The following is a 12099-nucleotide window of genomic DNA, read 5'->3' on the forward strand; positions in this document are numbered from 1 at the left end:
TGGCGAGATCCCGCTGGCGAAGCCGCATTTAGTGGCATACCATTTGCTTGCAAATGGGTTCGGTTTCACTTGCCCTTTGCCAATGAATAGCTGGCATCACGGCATCTCTGGGAGGACTTCATGGATCGCAGGACGGTATTGAAGGGACTGGCTGGCGCGGGCAGTCTGGCGTTGACGGGTGGCCTGTCGGCCCCGGCGATCGCCCAGGGTGCGGCGGCGCGCACCCTGCGATTCGTGCCCCAGGCCAATCTCGCCAATTTCGACCCGATCTGGGGCACGCAATATGTCGTGCGCAATGCCGCCGCGATGGTCTGGGACACGCTCTACGGCATCGATTCCTCGTTCCGGCCGCAGCGGCAGATGGTCGAGTCCGAGGAAGTGACCGACGACGGCACCACCTGGACGTTCAAGCTGCGGCCCGGCCTCAAATTCCACGATGGCGAGCCGGTGCTCAGCAAGGACGTCGTGGCAAGCCTGACGCGCTGGTCGGCGCGCGATCCGATGGGCCTGATGATCAAGGCGCTCCAGCAGGAGCTCACGGCCGTCGACGACCGCACCTTCAAATGGGTGCTGAAGCAGCCCTTCCCGAAATTGCTCTATGCGCTCGGCAAGAACAATTCGCCTTGCAGCTTCATCATGCCGGAGCGCATCGCGCAGACCGATCCGTTCAAGCAGATTTCCGAATATATCGGCTCCGGTCCGCTGAAGTTCGCCAAGAGCGAGTGGGTCCCCGGTGCGAAGGCCGTGTTCGAGAAATTCGCCGACTATTCACCGCGGCAGGAGAAGGCGTCCTGGCTTGCTGGCGGCAAGCAGGTGATGGTCGACCGCGTCGAGTGGGTGATCATGCCGGATCCGGCAACCGCGGCGGCCGCGTTGCAGAACGGTGAGATCGACTGGTGGGAGAACCCGATCGCGGATCTCGTTCCGGTTCTGAAGAAGAACAAGAATATCAGCGTCGATATCGGCGATCCCCTCGGCAATATCGGCTCGTTCCGCATGAACTTCCTGTATCCGCCGTTCAACGACGTCAAGGCGCGGCGTGCGGTGCTGATGGCGCTCAGCCAGGAAGACTACATGCGCGCGATCGTCGGCGACGACAATTCGCTGTGGAAGCCGCTGCCCGGCTTCTTCACGCCGGATACGCCGCTCTACACCGAAGTGGGCGGCGAGATCCTGAAGGGCAAGCGCGATCTGGACGCCGCCAAGAAGCTGCTCGCCGAGAGCGGCTATTCCGGCCAGCCGGTGACGTGCCTCGTCGCGCAGGACCAGCCAATCACCAAGGCGATGGGCGACGTCACCGCCGATCTTCTCAAGAAGCTCGGCATGAATGTCGACTTCGTCGCAACCGATTGGGGCACGGTCGGCTCCCGCCGCGCGCAGAAGACACCTCCGGGACAGGGCGGCTGGAACATGTTCCACACCTGGCACGCCGGCGCGGATTGCGTCAATCCGGCTCCCTACACCGCCATTCGTGCCAACGGCGACAAGGCCTGGTTCGGCTGGCCCACCAGCGCGGCCACCGAAAAGGAGGTCGCCTCGTGGTTCGAGGCCAAGAACGTCGACGAAGAGAAGGCCGCCATGGGCCGCCTCAACAAGGCGGCGATCGATGACGTCGTCTACGCGCCCACGGGCTTCTTCCTGAGCTACACCGCGTGGCGCAAGAACGTCTCCGGCGTTGCCAAGGGACCGCTGCCGTTCTTTTGGGGCGTGTCGAAGTCCGCATGATCGTGCGCTGAGGCCAGATGCTCTCCTACATCCTCCGTCGCATCGTCGCGACCTTGCCAGTCATGGCCATCGTCGCGCTGTTCGTGTTCAGCCTGCTCTACATCGCGCCCGGCGATCCGGCCGTGGTGATCGCGGGCGATCAGGCAAGCCCGGAGGATGTGGAGCGCATCCGCCAGAGCCTCGGGCTGGACCGGCCCTTCCTGGTCCAGTTCGGAGGCTGGGTCTGGCGCATCCTGCACGGCGATCTCGGCACCTCGATCTTCACCAACCTGCCGGTCTCCGCGATGATCGGGCAGCGTCTCGGACCGACGCTGTCGCTGATGATCGTCACGCTGCTGCTGACGATCGTGGTGGCGGTGCCGCTCGGCGTGGTGGCGGCATGGAAGGCCGGCAGCCTGATCGATCGCGTCATCATGGGCTTTGCCGTGTTCGGATTCTCGCTGCCCGTCTTCGTGGTCGGCTACATGCTCGCCTACATCTTCGCGCTGGAGCTGGAATGGCTGCCGGTGCAGGGCTACACGCCGCTCAGCTCCGGCTTCTGGCCGTGGCTCGAGAATCTCATCCTGCCGGCGATCGCGCTCGGCTGCGTCTACATCGCGCTGGTCGCCCGCATCACGCGGGCAGCCATGCTCGAAGTGCTGCAGCAGGACTATATCCGCACCGCCAAGGCCAAGGGCCTCGGGCAGGGCGGCATCCTGTTCATTCACGCGCTGAAGAACGCGGCGGTGCCGATCGTCACCGTGATTGGGATCGGCATCGCGCTGCTGATCGGCGGGGCGGTCGTCACCGAGAGCGTGTTCGCGATCCCCGGCCTCGGCCGCCTCACCATCGATGCGATCCTGCGCCGTGACTATCCGGTGATCCAGGGCATCGTGCTGCTGTTCAGCTTCGTCTACGTCCTCGTCAATCTGATGATCGACGTCGTCTACACGCTCGTTGACCCGAGGATCCGCTATTGACCGACACCACCGTTAATCCGCATTCGCTTCCGGCCGGCCTCGTCCTTGCACCGCAGCTGCCCGAGATCCTGCGGCCGGTCAGGATACGGCGCGGCTTCGTCGGCCTCCTGCGCGGCCATCCGACGGTCGCGATCGGCGGCGCGCTGCTGCTCATGCTGGTGCTGATCGCGGTCTTTGCGCCGTACCTCGGCACGGTCGATCCGACCGCGCTTGCGCCCGCCAAGCGCACCCGCGCGCCGTCGGCCGATTTCTGGTTCGGCACCGACGTGCTCGGCCGCGACATCTATTCGCGCGTGCTGTTCGGCGCGCGGGTCTCGCTCACGGTCGGCCTGTCGGTCGCGATCTGCGCCTCGGCGATCGGCCTTGCCATCGGCATGGTCTCCGGCTTCATCCGCTGGGCCGACGGCATCCTGATGCGGTTCATGGACGGGCTGATGTCGATCCCGCCGATCCTGCTCGCCATCGCGCTGATGGCGCTGACGCGCGGCAGCGTCGGCAACGTCATCCTGGCGATCACCATCGCCGAGATCCCGCGCGTCTCGCGCCTCGTCCGCAGCGTCGTGCTGTCCTTGCGCGAACAGCCCTATGTGGACGCGGCGGTGGCCTGCGGCACCCGCACGCCGATGATCATCCTGCGTCATATCCTGCCCAACACGGTCGCGCCAATGCTGGTCCAGGCGACTTACATCTGCGCCAGCGCCATGATCACGGAGGCGATCCTGTCCTTTATCGGCGCCGGCACGCCGCCGACCATCCCGTCCTGGGGCAACATCATGGCCGAAGGCCGCGCGCTTTGGCAGGTCAAGCCCTACATCGTGTTCTTCCCGGCAGCGTTCCTGTCCGTCACCGTGCTCGCCGTGAATCTGCTCGGCGACGGCCTTCGCGATGCGCTCGACCCGCGCATGGCCAAGAGTCTGTGATGTTGTCTGTGATGGATCGAGGCTGATCGCGATGGCTTTGCTCGAAGTCGAGAACCTCCAGACCCATTTCCGTACGCCCGGCGGCATCAACCGTGCGGTCGATGGCGTCTCCTTCCACGTCAACGAGGGCGAGACGCTCGCCATCGTCGGCGAGTCCGGCTGCGGCAAGTCGGTGACGTCGATGTCCCTGATGCGGTTGATTCCGGAGCCGCCGGGACGGATCGCAGGCAGCATCCGCTTCGCGGGCAGGGATATCCTGAAACTGTCCGACCGCGAGATGCGCGCGATCCGCGGCAACGACATCTCGATGATCTTCCAGGAACCGATGACGAGCCTGAACCCGGTGCTGACCGTTGGCCGCCAGATCCGCGAGACCTTGATGATCCATCAGGGCCTCGACAAGCAGGCGGCGGAGGCGCACGCGGTGGAGATGCTGACACTGGTCGGCATTCCCGAGCCGAAACGGCGCGTCGGCGAATATCCGCACCAGCTGTCCGGCGGCATGCGCCAGCGCGTGATGATCGCGGTCGCGCTGGCCTGCAATCCCAAGCTTCTCATTGCGGACGAGCCGACGACCGCGCTCGACGTGACGATCCAGGCGCAGATCCTCAAGCTGATGTTGGACCTGAAGCGCCGGGTCGGCGCCGCCATCATCCTGATCACCCACGATCTCGGCGTCGTCGCCGAGATCGCCGAGCGCGTTATGGTGATGTACGCCGGCCGCAAGGTCGAGGAGGCGCCGGTGGCCGAGCTGTTCCGATCCCCGCGTCATCCCTATACGCAAGGCCTGTTGGGCGCGGTGCCGAAGCTCGGCTCCTCGCTCGCGGGCACCGCGACCCGCCTTGCCGAAATCCCGGGACAGGTGCCTGATCTGCGCAAGCCGATCACGGGCTGCGTCTTTGCCGGGCGCTGTGCGCTCGCGACCGATCTGTGCCGCCAATATGCTCCGGGGCTGGAAGAGAAGGGTCCCCGTCACATCGCTGCGTGCCATTACGCCGCCAAGGGAGCGATCGCGGCATGAGTGTTCCGCTGCTCCAGGTCAACGACCTCAAGAAGCACTTTCCGATCAACAAGGGCCTCTTCGGACGGCAAACCGAATTCGTCTATGCGGTCGACGGCGTGTCGTTCGAGATCGCGCGCGGCGAGACCTTGTCGCTGGTCGGCGAGTCCGGTTGCGGCAAATCGACGGTCGGCCGCGCCATCCTGCGGCTGTTCGAGATCACCTCGGGCCAGGTCATCCTCGACGGCCAGAGGATCGACGACGCCGCACCGGGCACGATGCGCCAGATGCGCCGCCGCGTGCAGGTCGTGTTCCAGGATCCGTTCTCCAGCCTCAATCCGCGCATGCGCGTGCGCGACATTCTCGCCGAGCCGATCCGCAATTTCGGCCTCGCCAAGTCCGCAGAGGATCTCGAGGTTCGTGTCACATCGCTGATGGACACGGTGCGCCTGCCGCGCGAGGCGCTGAACCGCAGGCCGCACGAATTCTCCGGCGGCCAGCGTCAGCGCATCGGCATCGCGCGGGCGCTTGCGGCCGAGCCCGAGCTGATCGTCTGCGACGAGGCGGTCTCCGCGCTCGACGTTTCGGTCAAGGCGCAGATCGTCAATCTACTGCAGGATCTGCAGCGCGAGTTCGGCCTCGCGCTGCTCTTCATCAGCCACGATCTTGCCATCGTCGAGCACATGACCCATCGCGTCGCGGTGATGTATCTCGGCAAGATCGTCGAGGTCGCCCCGCGCCGCGAGATCTTTGCCGCGCCAAGGCATCCCTACACTAAAGCGCTGCTTTCGGCCGTGCCGCTGCCGGAGCCCGGAGCCCAGCGCAATCCCATCATCCTCAAGGGCGACGTGCCGAGCCCGATCAATCCGCCGAAGGGGTGTCGCTTTCACACCCGTTGCCCGTTCGTGTTCGATCGTTGCCGGACCGAGGAGCCGACGCTGCGCGCGGCCGGAGCCGAGCAGTGGGTGGCGTGTCACCTGGAAGAGGCTGCGCCGGCAGTCAGCGGTTAGGGACCTGACGCCAGTCCGCGTCGCACACCCGCGCCGACGCTAGGCAGATGCCTGGATGGCGGGCGCGACTGACATCGGGTGATGATGGCATTATGCCCCTGTTTTGCCCGACGAGTCAAAATCCACCGCCGATCCGGGTCGGCATTGGCCTCGGATGCGAGGTCGCGCGGTGCATCGGAAATTCGTAAGCGAAAACAAGCCCCGTTCTACTGTGCATGGGGTTGTTTTCGCACTTTGTCGTGGCGGACCCTCAACCCTGCCGGCGCAGGAAGCCGGTGATCGTCACCTTGTCCCAGATGCCGGCCGCGGCAAACGGATCGGCGCGATTGAAGGCCTCGACCTCGCTACGGCTAGGGGCCTCGATCAGGAACAGGCTGCCGATCATGGTCTGGCCGTCGTCGGAGACGAGCGGACCGGACATCACGATCTTGACGCCGAAGCGCGAGGTGTCGCTGAGGAAAGCCTTGTGGGCATCGTAATTGGCGAGCCGGGTCGGCAACGCGCCGGTGCGGTCGAGGGCGTGAATGGCGAACAGCATGCTGTCTCCGTTTCTTGGCTTCATTCTTGGGACGGCCGCGGGCTGCGGCCGTCCGGTCTTGATGTGGGGGGATGGCCTACTTCGCGCTGAGCTTGCCGGCGTCCTCGAAGGTGGGGCAGGTCCGCTGTTCCAGCGGCACGTCGAACGGCCCGTAATTGTCCTTGGTGATCACCGTCGGCTTCAGCACGATCTCGCTGATAACAGGCTGGCCGCGCAAGGAGCGGATTGCCATCATGGTGCCGAGGCAGCCTTGCGCAAAGCCGTTGTAGTCGCCGCTCGCCAGCAGTTTGCCGGATTTGATCGCGTCGATCGCCTCCTTGGTGCCGTTGATGCCGATCACCTGCGCCTTGCGGTTGGCGCCGTCGAGCGCCTCGATCGCGCCGACCGCCATGGCATCGTTGGCGGCTAACACGCCGTCGATCTGCGAATTCGACTGCATCAAGTTCTCCATCACCTGGAGCGCCTGGAGCCGCTGGTAGTTGCCGGGCTGCGAGGCCAAAAGCTTGGCGCCGGGCGCTTCCTTCAGCGCGTCGTTGAAGCCGCGGACGCGGTCGACATTGGTCAGCGAGCCCTTGACGCCTTCGATGATGACGATGTTGCCCTTGCCGCCGAGCGTCTTCAGCAGGAAGCGCGCGGTCTCCAGCCCAAGGCTGTAATCGTCGGCGCCGACGAAGGACAGGAACTTGCCGCCGGCAGAACGGTCGGTGATGTTGACGACCGGGATCTTGGCTTCGTTGATCTTCTCGACCCCGGGGACCATCGCCTTGTAGTCGACCGGCGTGAACACGATCGCGCTCGGCTTCTTCACCACGACGTCCTCGATCTGGCTGAGCTGCTCGGGGATCGAGTCCGGCTTGGTCGGGATGTACTGCAGCGTCTTCGCGTTCAGCACCTTCGCCATGTTGTCGGCGCCGACCCGCACCGTCTGGAAGAACGGATTGGTCTGGTTCTTGGTGAAGACGGCGATGGTCTCGCCGTCGGCACGCGCCGCAGTGGTGAGCGCGGTCGCCATCAGCAGCGGCAGCGCCACATAGCCAATTGTCTTTCTCATATTGCCTCCATCCCTCATTTTGCTTGTTGGATTGCTGGAACTCATTGCGCGCGGCGGCGGGTCTTCATGTCGAGCCAGACCGCGAGAATGACGATGACGCCGGTGACGAGCGGCTGCCAATTGGCGCTGACCGCGAGCAGGTTCATGCCGTTCAGCACCAGGGTCAGGATCAGCGCGCCGATGAAGGTGCCGAACACGGTGCCGACGCCGCCGAACAGCGAGGTGCCCCCGATCAGAACGGCCGCGATCGCCGGCAGCGTCAGGCTCTCGCCGATATCGGCCTCGGCCGAATTGAGCCGCGACAGGAAGATGATCGAGGCAAGTCCCGCCATGGTGCCTGAGACCGCGTAGACCAGCAGCAGGCGGCGTGCGACGGGAATGCCTGATAGTCGTGCGGCGACAGGATTGGCGCCGATCGCGTAGATCTCCTGGCCCCAGACCGTGCGCTGCGCGAAGAACGTCCCGATGCCGAGGAACACCAGGAGCAGGTAGACCGGAATGGGCAGGCCGAACAGATAGCCGCTGCCGATCTGGCGGAAGCCGGCCGGGAAGCCGTGCAGGGTCTCGCCCGCCATGTACCAATAGGTGAGGCCGTTCAGCACCCAGAGCATGCCGTAGGTGGCGATGAAGGAGGGGATGCGGAGCGCCGTGACCATGACGCCGTTGATCAGGCCGACGAGCCCGCCGCAGGCAAGTCCGGTGAGGATGCCGAGCGCAGGCGAACCGGTCGTGTGGATCACGGTACCGGCGAGGCAGGCGGACAGCGCGACATTGGCGCCGACGGAGAGATCGAGGCCTGCGGTCAGCACCACCAGCGTCAGGCCGGAGGCGATGAAGAAGGTCAAGCTTGCCTGCCTCAGCACGTTGAGGATGTTGCCGAGGCTCAGGAAGGAATCGCTGAGCACGGCCAGCACCGCGCAGATCAGGAAAGCCGCGAGCAGGCGATAGAATAGCTGGACCGCGTCCTGCGACAGGAAGGAGCGGGGCGGCGCCATGGCGCCCTTGGTGATGTCGGTCATGTGCGGCTCCTGAGGCCGTCGAGGAACAGGGCAAGGATGACGAGCACGCCGACGCTGGCGACCTGCACCGAAGAGGGCAGCGAGATCAGGTTCAGCCCGTTGCGCAACACGCCGACGGAAAGGACCCCGAGCAGCGTACCGAGTAGCCAACCATTCCCGCGCTCGAACGAGGTGCCGCCGACGGCGACGGCCGCGATGGCATCGAATTCCAGGCCGAGGCCGGCGGTGGGATGGCCGGAGTTCATGCGTGCGGTCATCAACAGGCCCGCGATGCCGGCCATGGCGCCGCCGATCGCGTAGACCGCGATCAGCAGCCTGTTGGGCGAGAGCCCGGCATAGCGCAGCGCCTCGCGGTTGCCACCGAGGGCGAAGATGTAGGTGCCGAAGCGGGTGTGATAGAGCAGGCCGTGAAAGGCCGCATAAGTCACCAGCGCCATCACGATCGGCACGGGAATGCCGAGCAGCGTCGCCGAATAGATGTCGCGCACGCTGTGGGGAATGCCGACCACGCTCTGGCCGTCGCTGACGATCAGCGACAGGCCCTGCGCCATGCCGAGCGTGCCGAGCGTCGCGACGAAGGGCGGTATGCCGAGAATCGCGACCAGCCAGCCGTTGGCGAGGCCGAAGGCGGTGCCGACCAGAAGGCCGGCGCCGAGGCCCAGCAGCATCGACTTGGTCGCTAGCGACACGATCGCGACGCAGAGCGAGGTCAGCGTCAGCACCGCGCCCATCGACAGGTCCAGCCCCTCCGTCATGATGATCAGGGTCATCGGCAGCGCGAGCATGGTCAGGATGGTCGACTGCACCAGCACGTTGGAGAGGTTGGCGACCGACAGGAAGCCGGGCGCGATCACGCTGAACAGCGCGATCAGCAGCACCAGCACCATGGCAACGCCGGGAATGCGCTGCAGCGGATTGGGTTGAGCGACGACCGCGACCTCACGCATGATGCATCCCCAATCGCACGATGTTCTCCTCGGTCAATTCGTTGCGTGACAAATGTCCCGCGATGCGCCCCTCGCGCATCACATAGGCGCGGTCGCAGACATGGCAGATCTCGACCTGCTCGGACGAGATCATCAGGGCCGCGGCGCCGTCCGCGACGAGGCGGTCGATCAGCGCGAAGATCTCCGACTTGGCGCCGATATCGATGCCGCGCGTCGGCTCGTCGAAGATGAAGAGCTTCGAGCCGGCTGCCAGCCATTTGCCGATCACGACTTTCTGCTGGTTGCCGCCCGAGAGCAGGCCGACGGTCTGGCGTGCGCTTGGTGTCGCGATGCGGAGCTGCCGGATCAGACCGTCGGCGGTACGCTGGGCCGAGCGTTGGTCGAATAGCCCGCTCGGAAACAGCTTTTTCAGCGCCGACACCACCAGATTGTCGCTGACGGATCGCAGCAGCGCGAGGCCTTCGCTCTTGCGGCTTTCGGGGATCAGCGCGATGCCGCGACGGGCGGCGAGATCCGGCTCGCCGGAAATGCTCTTGCCGTCGAAGATGATCTCGCCCGACGTCACGGGGTCGGCGCCGAAGATGGCGCGGGCGACCTCGCTGCGGCCGGAGCCGACCAGGCCGCATAGCCCGACGATCTCGCCCCGGCGCACCTCGATGTTGATGTCGGAGATGCCGGTGGGCGCGCTCAGGCCCTTGACCTGGAGCAGCACCTCGCCGGGCTTGTCGGCGAAATGGCGCGGATAGGTCATGTCGATGTTGCGGCCGACCATCATGCGCACCAGCTGGTCCGGCGTGACGTCGGCGGGCCGGACGCCGTCGATGCGGCGGCCGTCGCGCAGCACGGTGATGCGATCGCCGAGCGCGAACACCTCGGCCATGCGGTGCGAGATATAGACGATCGAAACGCCGTCGGCCTTCAGCCGCGCAATCAGCGCGAACAAGAGCTCGGTCTCGCGGTCGGACAGTGCCGCGGTCGGCTCGTCCATGACGAGGATGCGGGCGTTCTGGCTGATCGCCTTGGCGATCTCGACCATCTGCTGCTGGGCGACGCCGAGCTTGTCGACGGTGGTGGCGGGATCGATGTCGAAGCCGATGGTGTCGAGCACGCGCCTTGCGTCAGCCAATATCCTGCGGCGGTCAATGGTGCCGGGAATGCGGCCCTTCGGCTCGCGGCCGAGGAAGATATTCTGGGCGATGTCGAGATGGGGGACCAGCGAGAATTCCTGGAAGATTACGGCGATGCCGAGCTTCTGCGCATCGGCAGTCGAGGAGATCGCGACCCGCTCGCCGTTGTAATAGAACTCGCCCGCGTCGGCGCGATACGCGCCGCACAGCACCTTCATCAGGCTCGACTTGCCGGCGCCGTTCTCGCCCAGCAGCATATGGACTTCGCCGGGGTAGACGGCAAAGGACACGTCGTCGAGCGCCTTGACGCCCGGAAACTCCTTGCTGATGCCGCGCAGCTCCAGCAGCGGCGTGGGTGAGGTGACCTCGATCGGGAGCGCGTCGCTCATGGCTTGTTGCTCATGTTTTGGCTCTGCCAGCAAAGATCTTTCCGGGGTTCATCAATCCGTCGGGATCGAGCGCCGCCTTGATCGATCGCATCACGTCCACGGCCTCGCCGAGCTCGTCGGTGAGATAGTCGATCTTGCCGAGCCCGATGCCGTGCTCGCCGGTGCAGGTGCCGTCCATGGCGATGGCGCGCGCGACCATGCGGGCCTGCAGCGCCTTGGCGCCCTCAACCTCTTCGGGCCTGGCGGGGTCGATCAGGATCAGCATGTGGAAATTGCCGTCGCCGACATGGCCGACGATCGGCGCGGTGAAGCCGTGCTCGTCACCGTCGCGACGCGTCTCCGTCAGGCATTCCGCCAGACGCGAGATCGGCACGCAGACGTCGGTGATCACAGCGCGCGCGCCGGGCCGCAAGCCAAGGCCGGCGTACAGGGTGTTGTCGCGGGCATGCCAGAGCCGGCTGCGGTCTTCCTGCGCCTTGGCCCAGGCAAAGCCATGGCCGCCATGCTCGGCCGCGATCGCCTGCGCGGCTTCGGCCTGTTCGGCGACGGAAGTCTCTGAGCCATGGAATTCGAAGAACAGGGTGGGAGCCTCGCGATAGCCGAGCTTGGCGTAGGCATTGATGCCGCGCATCATGACATCGTCGAGCAGCTCGATGCGGGCCACGGGGATCGCGGACTGGATCACGGAGATCGCGGTGTCCACCGCATCGTGCAGGGTGTCGAAGCTGCAGACTGCCGCCGAGATCGCCTGCGGCACCGGGTGTACCTTCAGCGTGATCTCCGTGATGACGCCGAGCGTGCCTTCCGCACCGACGAACATGCGCGTGAGGTCGTAGCCGGCCGCCGATTTCCGCGCGCGCCGGGCGGTACGGATCACGCGGCCGTCGGCCAACACCACCTCCAGCGCCATGACATTGTCCTTCATGGTGCCGTAGCGCACCGCCATCGTGCCCGAGGCGCGCGTCGAAGCCATGCCGCCGATCGAGGCGTCGGCGCCGGGATCGATCGGGAAGAACAGGCCGGTATTGCGCAGCTCAGCATTCAGCTGCTTGCGCGTGATGCCGGGCTGCACCACGACGTCCATGTCGCTGTCGTGCACTGCGAGCACCTTGTTCATGCGCGCGAAGTCGAAGCAGACGCCGCCGGCGACCGCCGCCGCATTGCCTTCGAGCGAGGTCCCGGCGCCGAACGGGACGATCGGCATGCCCACGCCGGCGCAGAGCTTGACGATCTCGGCGACCTCCTGCGTGGTCTCGGGGAAGACCACGATGTCGGGCGGCAGGCTCTGATAATGCGACTCGCTCTGCCCGTGCTGATCGAGCACGCCGCGCGCGACGCTCGCGCGCGGACCGATCATGCCGGCAAGGCGCTCGGCCAAAACGCCCGTGCTGACCCGCGGTCCCATCCTCAGCTC

The 12099-nt window shown here is 65.7% G+C and carries 11 protein-coding genes; 5 read left to right on the plus strand and 6 right to left on the minus strand.

Annotated features, from left to right (window positions below; genetic code table 11):
* Positions 1–120 precede the first annotated feature (120 nt).
* From I6F20_RS29065 to I6F20_RS29085, 5 genes are read left to right on the plus strand one after another with little or no spacing between them, the layout of a single operon-like run.
* The gene (locus tag I6F20_RS29065) at positions 121–1725 is read left to right on the plus strand and encodes an ABC transporter substrate-binding protein (protein ID WP_109145850.1); all 1605 of its coding nucleotides are present in this window, start codon (positions 121–123) and stop codon (positions 1723–1725) included.
* 17 nt (positions 1726–1742) lie between these two features.
* Positions 1743–2684, plus strand: coding sequence for an ABC transporter permease (locus tag I6F20_RS29070; protein ID WP_225128937.1), 942 nt, complete (start codon positions 1743–1745; stop codon positions 2682–2684).
* Positions 2681–3604 (plus strand): ABC transporter permease, encoded by a 924-nt coding sequence (locus I6F20_RS29075; protein WP_036005259.1) that lies wholly within the window; start codon positions 2681–2683, stop codon positions 3602–3604. The genes I6F20_RS29070 and I6F20_RS29075 overlap by 4 nt, the downstream gene beginning before the upstream one ends.
* Positions 3605–3635: 31 nt before the next feature.
* The gene (locus tag I6F20_RS29080; protein WP_225128938.1) at positions 3636–4625 is read left to right on the plus strand and encodes an ABC transporter ATP-binding protein; all 990 of its coding nucleotides are present in this window, start codon (positions 3636–3638) and stop codon (positions 4623–4625) included.
* The gene (locus tag I6F20_RS29085; RefSeq protein ID WP_225111838.1) at positions 4622–5614 is read left to right on the plus strand and encodes an ABC transporter ATP-binding protein; all 993 of its coding nucleotides are present in this window, start codon (positions 4622–4624) and stop codon (positions 5612–5614) included. The genes I6F20_RS29080 and I6F20_RS29085 overlap by 4 nt, the downstream gene beginning before the upstream one ends.
* A 250-nt stretch (positions 5615–5864) precedes the next feature.
* Here I6F20_RS29085 and I6F20_RS29090 read toward each other — a convergent pair whose 3' ends face one another.
* The 6 genes from I6F20_RS29090 to I6F20_RS29115 form a co-directional block, all read right to left on the minus strand.
* Positions 5865–6152, minus strand: coding sequence for a YciI family protein (locus tag I6F20_RS29090; protein WP_036005205.1), 288 nt, complete (start codon positions 6150–6152; stop codon positions 5865–5867).
* Positions 6153–6228: 76 nt separating this feature from the next.
* Entirely contained in the window at positions 6229–7203 is a 975-nt protein-coding gene (locus I6F20_RS29095) for a sugar ABC transporter substrate-binding protein (protein ID WP_036005202.1), read from the minus strand.
* Positions 7204–7244: 41 nt separating this feature from the next.
* Entirely contained in the window at positions 7245–8222 is a 978-nt protein-coding gene (locus I6F20_RS29100; protein WP_036005199.1) for an ABC transporter permease, read from the minus strand.
* On the minus strand, positions 8219–9169 hold the full coding sequence (locus I6F20_RS29105; RefSeq protein WP_225128941.1) for an ABC transporter permease: 951 nt from the start codon (positions 9167–9169) through the stop codon (positions 8219–8221). The genes I6F20_RS29100 and I6F20_RS29105 overlap by 4 nt, the downstream gene beginning before the upstream one ends.
* A complete protein-coding gene (locus I6F20_RS29110; RefSeq protein ID WP_225128943.1) occupies positions 9162–10685 on the minus strand; it encodes a sugar ABC transporter ATP-binding protein in 1524 nt (507 codons plus the stop codon). The genes I6F20_RS29105 and I6F20_RS29110 overlap by 8 nt, the downstream gene beginning before the upstream one ends.
* A gap of 10 nt (positions 10686–10695) precedes the next feature.
* On the minus strand, positions 10696–12090 hold the full coding sequence (locus I6F20_RS29115; protein ID WP_225128945.1) for an FAD-linked oxidase C-terminal domain-containing protein: 1395 nt from the start codon (positions 12088–12090) through the stop codon (positions 10696–10698).
* Positions 12091–12099: the final 9 nt, after the last annotated feature.

The organism is Bradyrhizobium sp. IC3123 (genome assembly GCF_020193625.1).
GTDB lineage: Bacteria > Pseudomonadota > Alphaproteobacteria > Rhizobiales > Xanthobacteraceae > Bradyrhizobium > Bradyrhizobium yuanmingense.

What these genes read in the sequence shown, in the direction of transcription:
- I6F20_RS29065 (WP_109145850.1), top strand. Translation starts at nt 121, where the DNA reads ATGGATCGCAGGACGGTATTGAAGGGACTGGCTGGCGCGGGCAGTCTG.
- I6F20_RS29070 (WP_225128937.1), top strand. Translation starts at nt 1,743, where the DNA reads ATGCTCTCCTACATCCTCCGTCGCATCGTCGCGACCTTGCCAGTCATG.
- I6F20_RS29080 (WP_225128938.1), top strand. Translation starts at nt 3,636, where the DNA reads ATGGCTTTGCTCGAAGTCGAGAACCTCCAGACCCATTTCCGTACGCCC.
- I6F20_RS29085 (WP_225111838.1), top strand. Translation starts at nt 4,622, where the DNA reads ATGAGTGTTCCGCTGCTCCAGGTCAACGACCTCAAGAAGCACTTTCCG.
- I6F20_RS29090 (WP_036005205.1), bottom strand. Translation starts at nt 6,152, where the DNA reads ATGCTGTTCGCCATTCACGCCCTCGACCGCACCGGCGCGTTGCCGACC.
- I6F20_RS29095 (WP_036005202.1), bottom strand. Translation starts at nt 7,203, where the DNA reads ATGAGAAAGACAATTGGCTATGTGGCGCTGCCGCTGCTGATGGCGACC.
- I6F20_RS29100 (WP_036005199.1), bottom strand. Translation starts at nt 8,222, where the DNA reads ATGACCGACATCACCAAGGGCGCCATGGCGCCGCCCCGCTCCTTCCTG.
- I6F20_RS29105 (WP_225128941.1), bottom strand. Translation starts at nt 9,169, where the DNA reads ATGCGTGAGGTCGCGGTCGTCGCTCAACCCAATCCGCTGCAGCGCATT.
- I6F20_RS29110 (WP_225128943.1), bottom strand. Translation starts at nt 10,685, where the DNA reads ATGAGCGACGCGCTCCCGATCGAGGTCACCTCACCCACGCCGCTGCTG.
- I6F20_RS29115 (WP_225128945.1), bottom strand. Translation starts at nt 12,090, where the DNA reads ATGGGACCGCGGGTCAGCACGGGCGTTTTGGCCGAGCGCCTTGCCGGC.